This window comes from Kitasatospora sp. NPDC127060 (assembly GCF_042724935.1).
Lineage (GTDB): Bacteria > Actinomycetota > Actinomycetes > Streptomycetales > Streptomycetaceae > Kitasatospora.
Genome location: NZ_JBHXEG010000001.1, coordinates 385,304 through 403,288 on the forward strand (window position 1 = coordinate 385,304; position 17,985 = coordinate 403,288).

Genomic DNA, 17,985 nt, shown 5'->3' on the forward strand with positions numbered 1-17,985 from the left:
CGTAACACAACTGACGAAACGTCGTGCATACGGTTTCGGTAATTAATCGGCCAATCGGTGGCATGCATCTGTCATTAACGACGCGTTTGCTGCCACGATTCCTCCGGCTGCAGACGAGGGGGCCCCACCCCCCGGTGCAGCTGCCCCAGTTCAGGTGCAGCGCGTCCCAACCTGCAAAGAAACCGCACGACTCGTGAGCGCCGCATCTTGCGCCGCATCTTGCACCGCACGTCGCGCCGCACCTTGCGCCGCATCTTGCACCGCACGTCGCGCCGCACCTTGCGCCGCACCGCACCTCGCACCGCACCTCGCACCTCTGTCGCACCCGACGGAGGCCCCCACTGCGCCGCAACCCCGCGGCCCAGGTTCTCTCCACCGTGCGCGCACCCGCGCCGGTCGGAAAAGGAGTCCGCATGTCTCGTCACGCTCACGTCCGGAAGGCGGCAGTCGTCCTGGCCGCCACCACGGCGCTGCTGGTCACCGGCATACCGGTGATCGCACAGGCCGCCCCGGACGCGCCGACCGCCGTCGCCACCCAGCAGGCGAGCCGGGCCGCGCTGATCGCCTCGGCGAACCAGCAGACCGCCTCGCTGGCCCAGGCGCTCGGCCTGAGCGGCAAGGAGCAGCTGGTCACCAAGGACGTCGTCCAGGACGCCAACGGTGCCCGCCACCTGCGCTACGAGCGCACCTACGCCGGACTCCCCGTCCTCGGCGGCGACCTGATCGTCCACCAGGACGCCGCGGGCGCCACCAAGAGCGTGACCAAGGCCAGCGAGGCCAACCTCGCCGGCGTGGACACCACCCCCGCGCTGGCCGCGCCGAAGGCCCAGGAGGCCGCGCTCGCCGCCGAGCAGGGCACCGTCGACGGCGCGCCCCGGCTGGTCGTGTGGGCCGCCGACGGCACCCCGAAGCTCGCCTGGGAGACCGTGGTCAGCGGCCGCGAGTCGGACGGCACCCCGAGCAAGCTGCACGTCGTCACCGACGCCAAGACCGGCGCCGTGCTCAGCAAGGCCGACGGCATCAAGCGCGGCAGCGGCAACGGCGTCTTCGTCGGCCAGGTGCCGCTGACCACCACCCAGAGCGGCTCGACCTACTCGCTCAAGGACGCCACCCGGGGCGGCCAGTACACCACCGACATGAGCAACGGCACCTCCGGCAACGGCACGCTGTTCAGCAAGTCGAGCGACACCTGGGGCAACGGCCTGGCCAGCAACCGGGAGTCGGCCGCCGTCGACGCCCAGTACGGCGCCGCGGTCACCTGGGACTTCTACAAGAACACCTTCGGCCGCAACGGCATCAAGAACGACGGCGTCGGCGCGATGAGCCGGGTCCACTACGACACCGGCTACGTCAACGCCTTCTGGGACGACGGCTGCTTCTGCATGACCTACGGCGACGGTTCGGGCGACACCCACCCGCTCACCGAACTCGACGTCTCCGGCCACGAGATGAGCCACGGCGTCACCTCGGCCACCGCCAACCTGAACTACTCGGGCGAGTCCGGCGGCCTCAACGAGGCCACCTCCGACATCATGGGCACGATGGTCGAGTTCTACGCCAACCTGTCCAAGGACGTGCCGGACTACCTCATCGGCGAGCTGATCGACATCAACGGCAACGGCACGCCGCTGCGGTACATGGACAAGCCCTCCAAGGACGGCACCTCGGCCGACTCCTGGTACTCGGGCGTCGGCAACCTGGACGTGCACTACTCGTCCGGTGTCGCCAACCACTTCTTCTACCTGCTGGCCGAGGGCAGCGGCGCCAAGGTGATCAACGGCGTCAGCTACAACAGCCCGACGGTCAACAACATCACCGTCTCCGGCATCGGCCGGGACAAGGCGGCACAGGTCTGGTACAAGGCGCTGACCGCGTACATGACCTCCACCACCGACTACGCCGCCGCCCGCACCGCGACCCTGAACGCGGCCACCGACCTGTACGGCGCCAACAGCGCCGAGTACAACGCGGTCGCCACCGCCTGGGCCGCCGTCAACGTCGGCTCGCTGCCCAACCCGGGCGGGGTCAGTGTCACCAGCCCGGGCAACCAGTCCACCGCGGTGGGCGGTTCGGTCAACCTGCAGATCAAGGCCTCGGGCGGGACGGCGCCGCTGTCCTACTCGGCCACCGGGCTGCCGGCCGGCCTGGCCATCAACGCGAGCACCGGTGTGATCACCGGCTCGCCGACCGCCGCGGGCAGCTCCAACGTGACGGTCACGGTGAAGGACTCGGCCGGCAAGTCCGGTACGACCAGCTTCACCTGGACGGTCACCGGTGGTGGCGGCGGCAGCTGCACCCCGGCCCAGCTGCTCGGCAACGCGGGCTTCGAGACCGGCACGGCCTCGCCGTGGACGGCTTCGAGCGGTGTGGTGGACAACAGCTCCTCCGAGCCGGCCCACGGTGGCAGCTGGAAGGCGTACCTGGACGGGTACGGCAGCACCCACACCGACTCGCTGTCGCAGACGGTGACCATCCCGGCGGGCTGCAAGGCGACGCTGAGCTTCTGGCTGCACATCGACACCGCCGAGTCGGGCTCGACGGCGTACGACAAGCTGGCGGTGACGGTGAACGGCACCGCGCTGAAGACCTACTCCAACGCGGACGCGGCGGCCGGCTACCAGCAGCGGACCTTCGACCTCTCGGCCTACGCGGGCCAGACGGTCACCGTGAAGTTCACCGGCACCGAGGACTCCTCGCTGCAGACGAGCTTCGTGATCGACGACACCTCGATCCAGACCGGCTGAGGTCGCGCCGGCTCCTGAGGGACCGGTGAACCAGGACAGGTGAGGGCCCGGCGGCTACGGCTGCCGGGCCCTTGTCGTGTGCCGTTCCGGCTGCCGGCGCCCGGCGACCGGCCGACGACTGCCCAGTGACTGCCCGCCGGACGCCCGCCGGACGCCCGCCGACTGTCCGTCGATACAGAAACGTATCTCCCGGGACCTTGACGGCTTTTCCCCGTCGTCCTAGGTTCAGCGCTGCAAGTTTCCGGCAAGTTACAGAAACTTCCTGCAGGCTTCACTCCCGGCTGTCCCCCACCCCAGCCACCCCCAGGAGACGACGTGGTCACCACCCCCACCCGCCGGCCCGCCCGTACGGCCGGCGCGCTCGCCGCCTCGGCCGCCCTCGCGCTGTCGCTCGGCACCGCCCTCGGCGCCCCCGCGGCCCAGGCCTCCCCACCCGCGAACAACGGCAAGGACGTCACCGCCACCCTCTTCGAGTGGCGCTTCGACTCCGTCGCCCAGGCCTGCACCACCACCCTCGGCCCGAAGGGCTACGGCTTCGTCGAGGTCTCGCCGCCCCAGGAGCACATCCAGGGCCCGCAGTGGTGGACCTCGTACCAGCCGGTCAGCTACCAGATCGCCGGGCGGCTCGGCGACCGCACGTCCTTCAAGAACATGGTCGACACCTGCCACGCGGCCGGGGTCAAGGTGATCGCGGACGCGGTGGTCAACCACATGTCGGCCGGCTCCGGCACCGGCACCGGCGGCACCGTCTACACCAAGTACAACTACCCCGGCACGTACCAGGACCAGGACTTCCACACCTGCCGCCAGCCGATCTCCAACTACCAGGACCGCACCAACGTGCAGGACTGCGAGCTGGTCAACCTCGCAGACCTGGACACCGGCAGCAGCTCCGTCCAGACCACCATCGCCCACTACCTGGACGACCTCGGCTCGCTCGGCGTCGACGGCTACCGGATCGACGCCGCCAAGCACATCGCAGCCACCGAACTCGCCGCCATCAAGGCCAAGATGGCCAACCCCAACGCCTACTGGGTGCAGGAGGTCATCTACGGGGCCGGCGAACCCATCCAGCCCACCGAGTACACCGGCAACGGCGACGTCGACGAGTTCCGGGTCGGCACCGACCTCAAGCGCATCTTCACCGGCGACAAGCTCGCCAACCTCAGCAGCTGGGGCGCCTCCTGGGGCTACCTGCCGAGCAACCAGGCACGCAGCTTCATCGACAACTGGGACACCGAGCGAAACGGCTCCACCCTCAACTACACCTACGGCAACACCTACACCCTGGCCAACGTCTTCCTGCTGGCCTCCACCTACGGCTCGCCCAACATCTACTCCGGCTACTCCTTCGCCAGCACCGACGACGGCCCGCCCAACGGCGGCACCGTCAACGCCTGCTACCAGGACGGCTGGAACTGCACCCACGCCTGGCGGCAGATCGCCAACATGGTCGGCTTCCGCAACGCGGTCGCGGGCACCGGGGTGACCGACTGGTGGTCCAACGGCAACAACGCGATCGCCTTCGGCCGCGGCAACCGGGGCTACGTCGCGATCAACCACGAGACCGGCGCGATCACCCAGACCTTCCAGACCGGGCTGCCGGCCGGCACCTACTGCGACGTCCAGCACGGCGACCCGCAGCCCGGCGGCGGCTGCACCGGCCCGACGTACCAGGTCGGCGCCAACGGGCAGTTCACCGCGACGGTCGGCGCGGGCGACGCGGTCGCGCTCTACGTCCAGCCCGGCACGAGCGCCTCCGGCGCGTCCTTCAACGTCAACGCCACCACCTCGTACGGGCAGAACCTCTACGTGGTCGGCGACGCCCCGGCGCTCGGCGGCTGGGACCCGGCCAAGGCGCTGCCGCTCTCCTCGGCCGGCTACCCGGTCTGGTCGCTGGCGCTCTCGCTGCCGGCCGGCACCCCGTTCCAGTACAAGTACCTGCGCAAGGACGCGAGCGGGGCGGTGACCTGGGAGTCCGGCGCCAACCGGACGGCGACGGTGCCGGCCACCGGGAACGTCACCCTGAACGACACCTGGCAGTCGTAGGCCCGGGCCCTCGGACCCCCGTCAGCCCAGGGCTGACGGGGGTCCCTCGTACGAGTGGCCGAGCCGTTCCAAACCCCCCGACAGGGGTACGGCGCTGACAGCATCGCGGGATGAGAACCACCCCCCTCGTCCTGGACCTCGAACTGTGCGGCGGCCGCTGGGACGGCCACCGCAAGCGGGTGCACGCCACCGCCCCGCCGCCCGCCCTGCGGATGGTGCTCCGCACCCGACTGCCCGTCGCCGAGGACGGCGAGTACTGGCCGACGACCAGCGTCTACCGGCTGGACGGGGCGGACGGCGGGCTGCGGTACCGGTACTCGCACGACGAGTAGCGGGCTGGCGCCGAGTGCCCGGCTGTCCGCCCGGCGGGGTGCCTCGGCCGCGCCGGTGTCAGCTGCGCCCGGTGTCAGCCGCGGCCGATGTACGGCATGGCCGTCGCCATCACGGTGGCGAACTGCACATTGGCCTCCAGCGGCAGCGCCGCCATGTGCCGGACGGTGCGCGCCACGTCCGCGACGTCCATGGTCGGCTCGGGCGCGATCCGGCCGTCCGCCTGCCGCACCCCCGCGCCCATCGCGGCCGTCATGTCGGTCGCCGCGTTGCCGATGTCGATCTGCCCGCAGGCGATCCGGTACGGGCGGCCGTCCAGCGACAGCGACTTGGTCAGGCCGGTGACGGCGTGCTTGGTCGCGGTGTAGGCGATCGAGTGCGGGCGCGGGACGTGTGCGGAGATCGAGCCGTTGTTGATGATCCGGCCGCCCTGCGGGTGTTGGGCCTTCATCTGCCGGAAGGCGGCTCGGGCGCAGAGGAAGGCGCCGGTCAGGTTGAGGTCGACCACCGCCCGCCAGTCTTCGACCGCCAGGTCCTCGACCGGGACGGCCGGGCCGAAGGTCCCGGCGTTGTTGAACAGCAGGTCCACCCGGCCGTGGCGCTCGGCGGCGGTCGCGAACAGCGCGTCCACGGCGGCCGGGTCGGTGACGTCGGTCGGCACCACGTGGGCGGGCAGCACACCGGCGGGGAAGTCGTCGGCCGTCCCGCGCAGCTGCTCGGCGCGGCGTCCGGCCAGCACCAGCCGCCAGCCGGCCGCGGCCAGCTCGACCGCGACGGCCCGGCCGACGCCGCTCCCGGCTCCGGTGACGACGGCGATCTGTTCGAGCATGGTGGCTCTCCTCGGTGGCTCGGTGGCTCGGTGCCGGCACGGCCGCACTCCGCCCGGACGCTGCCGGCGGGCGTGCTGAGGCGATCGTTCCGGATGTGCGGACCGCCGTCACTGGGCAAAGCGCCCAAAATCCGGACCGCCCGGGGGGCCGGCCGCTGTGGCCCCCGCCGTCCGGCCCCCGCCGTCCGACGGGACCGGTGAAGGCCTTTACCTGATCGCGAACAAACATTGGATTTCCGGTGGCCACCTCGCAACCGGCCGGGCCGGGGCCACGTCATAAGATCGCAGGAAGGTGCGCTTCCGCGAGGGTCCGCGCGCCGTCGCTCCGGGGCCCGCACAGCGTCGCGCCCCGGGCCTGTCCGGCCCCACCGGGGGGCCGCCGCCCGGTCAGACGGACCGGGCGCGACATCGGTCGGAGAGTCCTCACCGTGCTTAGGCAGTCGTCCCGTTCCCGTGCCGTCCTGACCGGCGCCGCCGTGCTCGCCCTGGCCGCCTCGCTCGCGGCCTGCGGAGGGTCCGACGGCGGGAAGGGGAAGGGCTCCTCGGCCGACGGCACCCCGGCGGCGACCCCCGCCGCGGGCAGCCCGCTCGCGGGCACCACCGGGACGCCCTCCGCCGAGCAGCCCACCCCGGCCAACGGGAAGGTGCTGATGCCGACCGGTCCGGCCGCGAACCTCACCAAGGTCCGGGACACCGGCGCGGGCCCGATCATGATGACCAAGGTGGCCGGTGCGAAGTCCGGTGTCACCGGCCAGGTCTGGGTCTGGCTGCCGCCCGAGTACAACGACCCCAAGTTCGCCAAGACCGGCTTCCCGGTGCTGACCCTCTACGCGGGCGGCCAGAGCAACGGCTACAACACCTGGACCGACAACCAGCTGCCGATCCAGGAGGTGGACGAGCAGCTGGCCAAGCAGGGCAAGGCCCACCCGTTCATCATGATCATGCCGGTGCAGAACTTCAACGGCGACGAGAAGAACGCGCTGGACTGCTCCGACATCCCGGGCCAGCCGAAGATGGGCACCTGGATGGCCGAGGACATCCCGGCCTGGGTCCGCGCCAACTTCCGCACCCTGAAGGGCCGCGACAGCTGGGGCGTGATGGGCGCCTCCACCGGCGGCTTCTGCAGTGCCAAGATGGCCCTCCAGTACCCGGACGTCTACAAGGCCGCGGTGCCGATCGACGGCTACTTCATCCCGGACTCCGGGCTGTGGAAGGGCCACGACGCCGAGAAGGCGGCCAACAACCCCAACCTGCTGATCACCCAGGGCAAGGCCGACGTCAAGATGTACGTCACCGCGGGCGGCGCCAACGGGTACGAGAAGGACGTGGTCAAGAGCTGGGTGGCCAAGGCCGTCGCCCCGGTGACCATCCAGTACTACGAGCAGCCGGGTGGGAAGCACCTCACCTCGGACTTCAAGAAGATGATCCCGGACACCCTGCAGTGGCTCACCGCCAACCTGGCGGGGCCGGCCTCGGACTGAGCCGGCACGGCGTGCCGCGGGCGGGTGCCGACCCGCGCGGAGAGGGCCCTCCACCCATCGGGGTGGCGGGCCCTCCGTCCGTTCCGGGTCCGTTCCGGGTCCTTCCGGATCCGTTCCGCGTGCCTTCCAGGCGCGTCCCGGGGGAGCGCGCCCAACCCGCGCGCAGGCCCGTGACCTGCGCGTCAATCGGACATTGATTCGCTTCTGATCGACTGCGAGCACCTTGGATGGGGCGGTCCTCACCGGCCGCCCCCGTCCGCCTCACCACGTCGTGAAGAGAGTGTCATGCCGATCCACCTGCTGCCTCAGCCCGCCGCCTCCGTCCCCGCCCAGGCGGAGCCCGGAGTCGACCACCGGGGCGCGGACGCGTACGGCCCGGCCTCGGACGATGAGGCGTTCACCGTCCGCTTCGCGGGGCTGCGGCTCGTCCACGCCGCCCTGCGCCGGGACCTCGCCCGGCTGCCCAACGCGCTCCGGCTGCTCCAGCCCGACGAGGAGGACAAGGGCGAGGCGATGCTGCGGCACTGGACCTTCATGACCGCGATGCTGACCTGCCACCACGAGCAGCAGGACACCCGGATCTGGCCGATCGTGCGGCGCTTCGCGCCCGAGCTGCGCCTGCTGCTCAACTGGCTGGAGGCCGATCACCACAACCTGGACCACTCGTTCACCCGGGTCACCACGCTGGTCCGGATCGCCAGCCGGGACACCGGCAGCGCCTGGCCGGTCGCGTACGCGATGGAGGACCTGGCGGCCCGGCTGGAGACCCACCTGCGGATCGAGGAGCGCCAGTTGCTGCCCCGGATGGAGCGGGTGGTCACCGGCAACTCCCGGCTCGGCGGTCTCGGCGAACTCCTCGACCTGCTGCGCTCGGCGGAGGGTCCGGGTGCGCCGGACGCGCTGGCCTGGCTGCTGGACGGGGTCGACCCGGTGCTGGTCGAGCGGCTGCTGGCCGAGTGCGACGACGATGTGGCCCGCAACTGGCCGCACTGGCAGGCGACCTACCAGCGCTGCACCGCGCCGCTGTGGGGGCCGGTGGACGGTGGCGGTCTGGGGAGCCTGGTCGACTGAGCGCCGGGTCCTTTTTCGGGCCGTTGATCTACGCGCGTGGCATGTGTCGGTGACATATGCCCGGTCGCACCTCGGTTGCCGTCGCTGCCTTGGGCGGGGAGCACTCGTTGGACATGACCGTCGGCCACCTCACCGACAAGAACGCCAGCGCCCCCGCACCCCGCAGTCCCGCACCCCGCAGTCCCGCAGCGCTCCCGGGCGTACTGGCGGACACGACGGGAACGGCGGGAACGGCGGGACGGCGGACGCGAGGACGCGAGGACGCCAGGACGGGCGGGGCGCCGAAGCCCGTACCGGCCCTACTCCGGCAGCCGGTTGAGCCACTCCAGCGGAGCGACCCGGATCGCCTTCTGCGGCGATCCGTCCCACTCCACCGGAAGGCCGACCGCCTCCAGCACCGCCGCCACGGCCCGGCCGACCTCCACCGTCCGCCGCCCCGCCGCTGCCGCCGACTCCTCGTCCAGTTCCTCGTCCGATTCCTCCCCGGTGCGGAACGCGCCGTAGCGCAGCATGAGTCCGTGCCCGGCCGCGGCCGCCTCGGTGTCCTGCTGGTGGAAGAAGACGAAGCCCACCGAGTCCTCGTCGGCCTCGCCGCCGATCTCCGCGTAGCCGCAACCGGCGCAGCAGGTGAAGTCCATCGCCGCGACGATGCCCTGATCCTCCAGCAGGTCGAAGGCCTGCCCCAGCCGGTCCACGTCCGTGAACTCCGGCCACCCGGCCTGCTCGGCCAGCCTCTCGCTCCACAGCGGAGCGACGATCCGCTCCGCCTCCTCCTGGGTCAGCCCCTGGTCGTCGAGGACCTCGACCAGGGACTCGGCTATCTCGTCCGGCTCCTGGAAGCCGCACCGGATCAACTCGCGAGCCCGCTCGCGGGCTTCGAGCAGCACGTCGGGGGTGAGCGCCGTCTCCTGGGTCATGCCGGGATCCTCGCACCCACCACTGACAATTCCGGTCCGCGGTCCGCGCCGGTGCGCTACCGTCCGCCGATGATCTCTCTGCTGCAACCCCCGCTGATCACCCGACTGTTGGCCGCCGAGCGCATCCTGATCGCCGGAGCCGGCGGCGGCTTCGACGTGTACGCCGGGCTGCCGATCGCCCTCGCCCTGCGTGCCGCGGGCAAGGAGGTGCACCTGGCCAACCTCTCCTTCACCCACCTCTACGGCCTGCCCGGAGAGGTCTGGCACGAGCCCGACCTGGCCCGGATCGGGCCCGACACCCCTGCTCCCGAGGGCTACTTCCCGGAACGCACCCTGGCCCGCTGGCTGCGCCTGCACGGAATGCCCGACACCGTGTGGGCCTTCCCGACGGTCGGCGTCCGGCTGCTGCGCGAGGCCTACCGCAGACTCGTCGCCCACCTGGGCGTGGACGCGGTCCTGCTGGTGGACGGCGGCACCGACATCCTGATGCGCGGCGACGAGGCCGGACTCGGCACCCCCGAGGAGGACATGGCGAGCCTGGCCGCGGTGGCGGGCCTGACGGAGGTGCCCGAACGGCTGGTCGCCTGCCTGGGCTTCGGCATCGACGCCCACCACGGCGTCAACCACGCCCTGGTGCTGGAGAACCTCGCCGCGCTCGACCGGGCCGGCGGCTACCTCGGTGCCTTCTCCATCCCGCGCGGCAGCCGCGAGGGCGCGCTCTACCTGGACGCGGTCGAGCACGCCCGGGCCGCTTTCCCCGAGCACCCCAGCATCGTCAACGGCTCGGTGGCGGCGGCACTGCGCGGCGAGTTCGGGGACGTGCGGTTCACCGAGCGGACCAAGGGCGAGAAGCTCTTCGTCAATCCGCTGATGACGCTCTACTTCGGGGTCACGGTCGAGGCGCTGGCCGCCGAGAACCGCTACCTGGACCGGTTGGAGCACACCGTGGTGACCCGCCAGATCAGCACCCTGATCGAGGAGTTCCGGGACGAACTGCCGCGACAGCGCCCGCCCCGACAGTTCCCGCACTGACCGGGGGAGCGGGACCGCCCGAGCAAGTCCCGGGGCGGCTCAGTGCGGGGCGAGCCGGAACTCCAGGTTGCCGAACCGCACCTGGTCGCCCGGCCGCACCCGGATCCCGCCCGCGATCCGTCGCCCGTTCACATGGGTGCCGTTGGTCGACCCGAGGTCGTACAGCACCCAGCCGCCGCCCTCGTGTCGCAGCTCGGCGTGGTGCCGGGAGACCGAGGCGTCGTGCAGCCGCAGCCCCGAGCCGGGGATCCGTCCGATCGTCAACAGCCCGGCCCCGGCCTGCGGCAGGCTCAGCCCGGGCAGCCGCTCGGTGCGCCAGGCCCGGTTCAGCCGGCCACCGAAGGCGGAAACCCGGCCGACCGTCCGCAGGACCAAGCGCTCGACCGGCCCGCCGGTGGGCAGCCCGGCCACCGCCGCGTCCAACTCGCCGCGGCTGGTGGCCTGCAGGACGATGTCCATCCGGCCGAGGAAGGTGTCGTGCGACAGCCGGCCGCTGCCCGCGCCGTCCCGGAGCACCCCGAGCGCCTGGTCCCGTTCGGCGTCGGAGGGCCGGACGGCGCCGGTGGGGAGCTCAGGCTGCGTCATGGCCCGATTGTCGGATCGAGCGGCTCCGACTGTCCAGATCGCGCGGTGTCCCGGCGGGTGGTTCGTCCGTCACTTCGTGCCTCACTGAGCGACAGACGCCCGCTCCACCCGAGCGGTTCCAGCCCGTGGGCAGGGCGTTCAGCCCTTCCGGGCGGCCGCCAGGATCTTCTCCGTGGTGTGCAGGAACCGGGACGTCACCGCCCCCCGGTACTGCTTGCCGAACATCTCCCTGGTGACCCACTTGCCGTCCTGCAGGTGGACCACGATGTACGCGGCCCCCGGATCGGCGCCGAGCACCTCGACGTCGCCCTTCGCGGAGCGGTGCGGGAGCGCGAGTTCGGCCGGCAGCGGCTCGGAGAGGAAGGCGACCACCAGCCGGACGTCCGGCGTCACCTCGACGCCCCGGAACGGCTCGGCGGCGAGCAGCGCGGCCACCTCGTCGACCGTCCGCAGCAGCACCGGCACCGGGTAGCCGAGTGCCTGCTCCAGGTGCTCCGCGATCCGCGCGGTCAGTGCGGCGCGGTCCGGCTCGTCGGTGCCGAAGAAGACGTTCCCGCTCTGGATGTACGAGCGGACGTCCCGCAGCCCCAACTCGGTGAAGAGCGCCCGCAGCCGCTCCATCTTCACCGTCCGGCCCCCGACGTTGATGGCCCGCAGGAAGGCGATGTACGTGGTCGTGGTGGTCACCCGGACAGTGTGGCACCGGCCACCGACAACGCCCGCTCACCGATGGCGCCCGCCCGGCACCACCCGCCCACCGCCGCCCACCCGCCCATCGCCACCCGCGCCCGTCGCCGCCCGCCCGGCACCGCCCGTACCCGGCGGCCGTCGGTGCCGGGTGCCAGACTGGCGCCATGGCCACCTGGCAGGATTTCGAGCACGAGGCACCCGAACTCGCGGCCCTGGTACGCGCCCGGTTCGAGGCCGACAAGCACCACGTCCTGGCGACGCTGCGCAAGGACGGTTCACCCCGGGTCAGCGGCACGGAGATCGACTTCGTCGGCGCCGACGCCTGGCTCGGCTCGATGTACGGCGCGGTCAAGGCGCGCGACCTCCAGCGGGACGCCCGCTTCGCGCTGCACGCCCACCCGGGCGACGAGACCATGGCGGGCGGGGACTCCAAACTCTCCGGCCGCGCGGTGGAGGTCACCGACGAGACCGAGCTCGCCGCCTTCGCGGCCGACCTGCCCGAGCCGCCGCCCACCCCGTTCCACCTGTTCCGGCTGGATCTCCAGCAGGTGGTGCACACCTCCCTGGAGGGCGACGCCCTGTGGGTGCTCAACTGGCACCCGGGCCGACCGGTGGAGCGGACCCAGCTCCACTGACCGGCCGGTCACGTCCTACGGCCCGGTCACGTCCTACGGCAGGACGGACTTGAGCGCCTCGGGCGTCCGGGCCACGATGGCGTGCCCGTCGTCCGCGGTGATGATCGGGCGCTGGATCAGCACCGGGTGCTCGGCCATCGCCGCGATCCAGCGCGCCCGCTCGCCCGCGTCCCGGGGCCACTCCTTCATCCCCAGGTCCTTCGCGACCGGCTCGTCGGTGCGGGTGATGTCCCACGGTTCCAGGCCCAGGCGCTCCAGCACCTGCTCCAGCTCGGCGGCGGTCGGCGGGTCCTCCAGGTAGCGGCGCACGGTGTACTCGAGCCCTGCGGCGTTCAGCTCGGTGAGGGCCGCCCGACACTTGCCGCAGCGCGGGTTGATCCAGATCTCCATGTCCGCCAGCCTATCGGGGCCCGGCCCGCTCCCGGGCCGCCGGGAACTCCGCCGAGTCCGACCGCGGTTCACGAACCAGGAACCAGGACGTCGGAGGGGAGCACCGCATGGACGGCGCGGCGATCATCGAGCAGCTGATGACGACGGAGGGCAGAACCGACCCGTACCCGCTCTACGCCCGGGCGCACGAGCTCGGCCCGGTGGCCCCGGCGGGGGACGGGATGTTCGTGGTGAGCGGATACGCGGCGGTCAACAAGGTGCTGCGCACGCCCGCGTTCGGCGTGGCGACCGCCGACATGATGGCCGGCCTCGCCCCGGAGTTCGCCGAACACTCCTCGCTCGCCCTGTTCGGCCGCTCGATCCTCCAGCGCAACGCTCCCGACCAGCCCCGGGTCCGCTCGCTGATCGCCTCGGTGTTCACGGCCCGCCGGGTCGCCGCGCTGCGCCCGGCGGTGGAGGCGGCGGTCGGCCGGCTGCTGGACGAGATGGCCGAGCGGGGCGCCGACGGCTCCCCGGTGGACTTCATGGACGCCTTCGCCTTCCGGCTGCCGGTCGGGGTGATCTGCGAGCTGCTCGGCGTCCCCGAACGGGACCGCTACCGCTTCCGCGACCTCGCCTCCGACCTGACCGTCGCCCTGGAGATCGTCCAGGACCTCGACGAGCTGGCCGGCGCCGACCGCGCCGCCGACGAGCTCTCCGGGTACTTCACCGCGCTGATCGCCGAGCGGCTGGCCCGCCCGCAGGACGACCTGGTCAGTGACCTCGCCCGGATCGCCGCCGCGGACGGCGAGCGGCTCTCCGGCGCCGAGCTGCTGGCCAACCTGGTGCTGCTGCTGGTGGCCGGCTTCGAGACCACCACGAACCTGCTCGGCAACGGCCTCGCCCTGCTGTTCCGCCACCCCGGGGTGGCCGCCGGGCTGCGCAGCGGCGCCGTCACCCCGGCCGGGTTCACCGACGAGGTGCTGCGCTTCGACTCCCCGGTCCAGGCGACGGCGCGGGTGGCGCTGGAGGAGGGCCTGTCGGTCGAGGGCCTGCCCGTCCCGGCCGACAGCGGGCTGACCCTGCTGATCGGCGCGGCCAACCACGATCCGGCCCGGTACGACCGCCCCGGCGTGTTCGACCCGAGCCGCACCGACAGCCAGCCGCTCAGCTTCGGCGGCGGCACCCACTTCTGCCTGGGCTCCCAGCTGGCGCGGCTGGAGGGCGAGGTCGCGGTGCCCGCCCTGCTGGACCGCTTCCCCCGGCTCGCCCCGGGCGGCGTCCCGACCCGGCGTGACCGACTGGTGCTGCGCGGCTACGAGACGTTGCCGGTGACGGTCCGGTGACCGTGCGCCGGTGAGCCCGTCCGGTCCGGTCCGCTGAGCTCCGTCCGGACCGCTCCGGACCGCTCCGGACCGCTCCGGACCGCTCCGGTCCGGTCCGCCGGCGGGAAACCGGGACGTTCGGCCGTTCGTGGCTGGGCCGTCCGTGGGGGAGCATGGAGGGACGAATCCGGTCATTCCTCGCGAACCCCCATGGCCGGTCAGCCAGGAGGCCCCCACCGTGTCAGCACCCCGCCCGCCGCAGCTCGCGGTCGCGCAGCAGCGGCCGCCGCGCTGGGTGCCCTGGCTGCCGGTGATCCTGCTGGTCCTGGACCTGATCGCGGAGGCCGTCGTCCCGGACGCGGTCGCCGCCGGCTTCCTGCTCACCGCCCTGCCCGTGGTGGCCGCGTTCAGCTACGGACCGGCGCTGACCGCCGGCACCACCGTCGGCGCGCTGGGCCTCCAACTGCTGCTGGCCCTGCGGGCCGGCCACATCAACGAGCAGCACCACGTCTGGGTCTACATCGCCACCGCGCTCTCCGGGGCGATGGGCACCGCCCTGTCCTGGCAGCGCACCCGGCAGAACCGCAACCTGCTGCAGGCCCGTACGGTCGCCGAGACCCTGCAGCGCACCGTGCTGCGGCCGGTGCCCGAGCGGGTCGGCGGCCTGCGGGTGGCCGGGCTCTACCGTCCGGCCCAGGCCGACGTCCTGGTCGGCGGGGACCTCTACGAGGTGTGCGACACCTGCTTCGGCGTCCGGGTGCTGCTCGGCGACGTCCGCGGCAAGGGCCTGGGCGCCGTCCGCACCGTCGCCGACGTGCTCGGCGCCTTCCGGGCGGCCGCCCACGACACCCCGGGCCTGGTCGAACTCGCCGACCAGCTGGACCGCGCGGTGCTCCGCGACGCCGCCGACCGCGGCGACGACGAGCTGTTCGTCACCGCCGTCCTGCTCCAGTACCGCCCGGGCACCGACTGCGTGGAGATCGTCAACCGCGGCCACACCACCCCGCTGCTGCTCGGCCCGGGCACCATCGCCCCGCTGGCCTGCGCCGACGAACTCCCGCTCGGCCTCGGCCACCTCGGACCCGAGGACGAGCCCGCCAAGCCGGCCACCGTCGCCCTGCCCCCGGGTCACACCGTCCTGCTCTACACCGACGGCGTCAGCGAGGCCCGCGACGCCACCGGCTCCTTCTACCCGCTCGCCCCGCGCCTCGCCGCCCTGGGCAGCACGGCGCCCGACCAGGTGGTCTCCTTCCTCGCCCAGGACGTCCACCGGTACGCCGGCCTGCTCGCCGACGACCTCGCCGTCCTCGCCCTCACCCCTGGACAGGCCCGCCCCGCTCACACGGGTTCGCGAACGGCACCGCCCGCTCCCACGGGCCCAACCCCGCCACCGCCAGCGGCTCCGGGGCGTACTCCGCACTGACCGGCCGCAACTCCCGGTAGAACTCCGCCATCACCCGCTGATCCGCCCGCCGGAACCCCTCCCTGTCGTCCCGCCCGGCCATCACCGCCCCCGAACTCACCGTCGAATACGGCCCCGGAACCGGCCCGTGAGGCCGGGCGCGCGACGGTGTGGTCGTGATCGTTGCTCGCCCCGCCGGAACCGTTGCCCGGTGGCTCCCGGTGGCTCCCGGTGGCTCCCGGTGGTTGGCAGGGGGCCGTGACACGCGTGCATCCGAACGGCCCATCGGCAAACCAGCTTCCAGCGAACTACCGTTCGTGCACGCCTGTAAGGCGTTCGAGTGAGACCTGCTCGACCGCATGGAGCGGCGGTCCCGGTGCCTGCCACTCTGTGGACCATGATCACCAGAAGGTCCCTCTTCTCCGCCGCGGCCTCCGCCGCGGCCGTGGGCTCGCTCTCCGGCCTCTCCGCGACCTCGCACGCCGCCGAACCGGTGCGCGACGCGAACTCGCTGACGATGGCCCGCCGGATCCTGCTCACCGACGAAGCCCACAACGACCTGACCCTGGAATACCTCAGACTCCTCACCGGAAAGTCCCCGATGCGGGCCGTCCGTGAACGCGACGTCCTGGTGGTGGGGGCCGGGGTGGCCGGGATGGTCTGCGCCCGGCTGCTGCGCGCCGCCGGGCACCGGGTGCGCGTGCTGGAGGCCAACCGCAGCCGGGTGGGCGGCCGGGTGAAGACCTTCCGGGGCGAGGTCTGGCAGGACTCCAGACTGCGGGCGGAGGCCGGCGCCATGCGGATCCCTTCCAGCCACGTCCTCACCCTCGCGCTCGCCGACCACCTCGGCGTCGCCCGCCGCCCGTTCCACCTCCTCGACACCGGCCCGACACCCGACCGCACCTCCGGCGACAGCCGGGTCACGTACACCTCCTGGACGGGCGAGACTTTCAGCACCGGAACGCGGCCCCCGTACTTCGCGCCACCCGCCCTCGGCTCACGGCTGATCCACGTCAACGGCCAGACCGTCACCAAGGCCGCCTACGCCGCCGACCCACGGCCCGTCAACAAGTCCTTCGGCTGGGACAGCGGGCAGACCGCGGCCGCCGCCCTCGACGAGGCGCTGGCCACCGCCCGCTCCTACACCCAGACCAGGAACCCGGACGGCACCTGGTCGGACAAGGGCATCGAGGACCGGGTCGACGGCGCGGCCCGCCTGCTGCACGAACTGGACGGCTACTCCCTCCGTCGCTACCTGACGGACATCGCGCACTGGGACGAACCGCAGATCCAGGCGGTCGGCACCCTGGAGAACCTCACCAGCCGCCTCTCCTACGGGTTCCTGCACTCGGCCCTGGACGCCGTCGACATCAACCCGGCCGTCACCTACTTCGAGTTCTCCGACGGCACGGACGCCCTCACCACCGCCCTGGCCCGAGGCCTGCCGATCGAACAGGACCGCGTGGTCACCAAGGTCCTGCTCGACCCCTCCGGCCGCGTGACCGTCCTCGCCGCTCCCGAGACCGGCCCCGAGGACGAAGCCTGCGCCGGCGCCATCGGTGCACCGGTGCACGAGTACCGGGCCGACGCCGTGGTCCTCGCCGTACCGTTCGCCGCGCTGCGCCACGTCGACTTCGACCCGCTGCTGCCGTACGGGAAGCGGCGGGCGATCAACGAACTGCACCACGACACCGCGCACAAGGTGCTGCTGGAATTCACCGAGCGCTGGTGGGAGTGGGACGAGGACACCTGGCGCGGCCGGACGGGCGACGCGTACCGCCCCGCACCCCACGGGCCCTCCCGGCCGGCCACGGGTGGCGGCTGCGTCAGCGACGAGGCCAGCCGCTTCGTCTACTTCCCCTCCCACCCCAGTGACCTGGGCGCACCCGGCGGCGTCGTGCTCGCCGCCTACAACTGGGCGGAGGACGCGATGCGCTTCGACGCCCTCGCTCCCGACGACCGGCGCACCGAGGCGCTCGACCACCTCGCGGCCCTGTACGGCAACCGGATCCGGCAGTTCGCCACCGACCGTTCGGTGTCACAGTCCTGGCTGCGCAACCGATGGGCACTGGGCGAGGCGGTCGTCGAGACACCCGGCCAGCTGACCAGCCTCGGACCGCACGTCGCCACGCCCGTCGACGGCCGGCTCTACTTCGCGGGGGACCACTGCCAGCCGCGCTACCACGCCTGGATCGCGGGTGCCGTGGCCTCCGGGGTGGAGGCCGCGCTCCAGGTCAACACCAGTGCCTGACCCTGTCACCTCACGCACGGCCGCGCCGGTTCCGGGCGTCGGGCCCACGACACCGGCTCCGTCACTCGACTGTCCCGGCCCCGAGCCGACACCGCCTGCGGCCACCGCCCCGCCCGCGACCATCGCACCGGGCACCGCGCATGCCTCGCCGAGCGCGGTGCCGCCGGCGGCACCGCGCCCGCCGGCGAACCAGGCCCCGCCGGCAGGGCCACGGCCCACCGCCCAGCCCCCTGTCCCACCGGCCCCGCAGCAGTCGACCGCCGCGGCGCTCCAGC

15 protein-coding genes are annotated in these 17,985 nt (G+C 72.5%); 10 read left to right on the forward strand and 5 right to left on the reverse strand.

Annotated elements, in window-relative coordinates:
* Positions 1 to 413: 413 nt before the first annotated feature.
* The 3 genes from ACFWIS_RS01670 (at position 414) to ACFWIS_RS01680 (ending at position 5,125) form a co-directional block, all read left to right on the forward strand.
* Entirely contained in the window at positions 414 to 2,744 is a 2,331-nt protein-coding gene (locus ACFWIS_RS01670) for a M4 family metallopeptidase (protein WP_380455850.1), read from the forward strand.
* Between the two features lie 315 nt (positions 2,745 to 3,059).
* Positions 3,060 to 4,793, forward strand: coding sequence for a carbohydrate-binding module family 20 domain-containing protein (locus tag ACFWIS_RS01675; protein WP_380455847.1), 1,734 nt, complete (start codon positions 3,060 to 3,062; stop codon positions 4,791 to 4,793).
* 110 nt (positions 4,794 to 4,903) lie between these two features.
* Positions 4,904 to 5,125, forward strand: coding sequence for a hypothetical protein (locus ACFWIS_RS01680; protein WP_380455845.1), 222 nt, complete (start codon positions 4,904 to 4,906; stop codon positions 5,123 to 5,125).
* Between the two features lie 74 nt (positions 5,126 to 5,199).
* Here ACFWIS_RS01680 and ACFWIS_RS01685 read toward each other — a convergent pair whose 3' ends face one another.
* Positions 5,200 to 5,952 carry an SDR family oxidoreductase gene (locus ACFWIS_RS01685; RefSeq protein WP_380455842.1) on the reverse strand — a complete coding sequence of 251 codons (753 nt, stop codon included), beginning with the start codon at positions 5,950 to 5,952 and terminating at the stop codon, positions 5,200 to 5,202.
* 428 nt (positions 5,953 to 6,380) lie between these two features.
* Here ACFWIS_RS01685 and ACFWIS_RS01690 point away from each other — a divergent pair, with 428 nt between their 5' ends.
* Both ACFWIS_RS01690 and ACFWIS_RS01695 read left to right on the forward strand, forming a co-directional pair.
* Positions 6,381 to 7,433 carry an alpha/beta hydrolase gene (locus ACFWIS_RS01690; protein WP_380455840.1) on the forward strand — a complete coding sequence of 351 codons (1,053 nt, stop codon included), beginning with the start codon at positions 6,381 to 6,383 and terminating at the stop codon, positions 7,431 to 7,433.
* A 285-nt stretch (positions 7,434 to 7,718) separates the two neighbouring features.
* Positions 7,719 to 8,504, forward strand: a complete 786-nt coding sequence (locus ACFWIS_RS01695) for a hemerythrin domain-containing protein (protein ID WP_380455838.1) — start codon at positions 7,719 to 7,721, stop codon at positions 8,502 to 8,504.
* A gap of 299 nt (positions 8,505 to 8,803) precedes the next feature.
* Here ACFWIS_RS01695 and ACFWIS_RS01700 read toward each other — a convergent pair whose 3' ends face one another.
* Positions 8,804 to 9,421 carry a DUF6891 domain-containing protein gene (locus ACFWIS_RS01700; RefSeq protein WP_380455836.1) on the reverse strand — a complete coding sequence of 206 codons (618 nt, stop codon included), beginning with the start codon at positions 9,419 to 9,421 and terminating at the stop codon, positions 8,804 to 8,806.
* A gap of 69 nt (positions 9,422 to 9,490) precedes the next feature.
* On the opposite strand from ACFWIS_RS01700, the gene ACFWIS_RS01705 reads away from it, so the two are divergent.
* Positions 9,491 to 10,453 (forward strand): DUF1152 domain-containing protein, encoded by a 963-nt coding sequence (locus tag ACFWIS_RS01705; RefSeq protein WP_380455835.1) that lies wholly within the window; start codon positions 9,491 to 9,493, stop codon positions 10,451 to 10,453.
* A gap of 39 nt (positions 10,454 to 10,492) precedes the next feature.
* Here ACFWIS_RS01705 and ACFWIS_RS01710 read toward each other — a convergent pair whose 3' ends face one another.
* Both ACFWIS_RS01710 and ACFWIS_RS01715 read right to left on the reverse strand, forming a co-directional pair.
* Complete coding sequence (locus tag ACFWIS_RS01710) at positions 10,493 to 11,038, reverse strand: FHA domain-containing protein (RefSeq protein WP_380455833.1); 546 nt, start codon at positions 11,036 to 11,038, stop codon at positions 10,493 to 10,495.
* Between the two features lie 138 nt (positions 11,039 to 11,176).
* A complete protein-coding gene (locus ACFWIS_RS01715) occupies positions 11,177 to 11,725 on the reverse strand; it encodes a DUF1697 domain-containing protein (RefSeq protein ID WP_380455831.1) in 549 nt (182 codons plus the stop codon).
* A gap of 167 nt (positions 11,726 to 11,892) precedes the next feature.
* Between ACFWIS_RS01715 and ACFWIS_RS01720 the strand changes: the two genes are divergently transcribed.
* Positions 11,893 to 12,363 (forward strand): pyridoxamine 5'-phosphate oxidase family protein, encoded by a 471-nt coding sequence (locus ACFWIS_RS01720; protein ID WP_380455829.1) that lies wholly within the window; start codon positions 11,893 to 11,895, stop codon positions 12,361 to 12,363.
* A gap of 33 nt (positions 12,364 to 12,396) precedes the next feature.
* Here ACFWIS_RS01720 and ACFWIS_RS01725 read toward each other — a convergent pair whose 3' ends face one another.
* Complete coding sequence (locus tag ACFWIS_RS01725) at positions 12,397 to 12,753, reverse strand: arsenate reductase family protein (RefSeq protein WP_380455826.1); 357 nt, start codon at positions 12,751 to 12,753, stop codon at positions 12,397 to 12,399.
* A gap of 107 nt (positions 12,754 to 12,860) precedes the next feature.
* On the opposite strand from ACFWIS_RS01725, the gene ACFWIS_RS01730 reads away from it, so the two are divergent.
* The 3 genes from ACFWIS_RS01730 (at position 12,861) to ACFWIS_RS01740 (ending at position 17,710) form a co-directional block, all read left to right on the forward strand.
* On the forward strand, positions 12,861 to 14,078 hold the full coding sequence (locus ACFWIS_RS01730; protein ID WP_380455823.1) for a cytochrome P450: 1,218 nt from the start codon (positions 12,861 to 12,863) through the stop codon (positions 14,076 to 14,078).
* A 217-nt stretch (positions 14,079 to 14,295) separates the two neighbouring features.
* Positions 14,296 to 15,480 carry a PP2C family protein-serine/threonine phosphatase gene (locus ACFWIS_RS01735; RefSeq protein ID WP_380455820.1) on the forward strand — a complete coding sequence of 395 codons (1,185 nt, stop codon included), beginning with the start codon at positions 14,296 to 14,298 and terminating at the stop codon, positions 15,478 to 15,480.
* A gap of 376 nt (positions 15,481 to 15,856) precedes the next feature.
* On the forward strand, positions 15,857 to 17,710 hold the full coding sequence (locus ACFWIS_RS01740; protein ID WP_380455817.1) for a flavin monoamine oxidase family protein: 1,854 nt from the start codon (positions 15,857 to 15,859) through the stop codon (positions 17,708 to 17,710).
* The last annotated feature ends 275 nt before the right edge of the window (positions 17,711 to 17,985 follow it).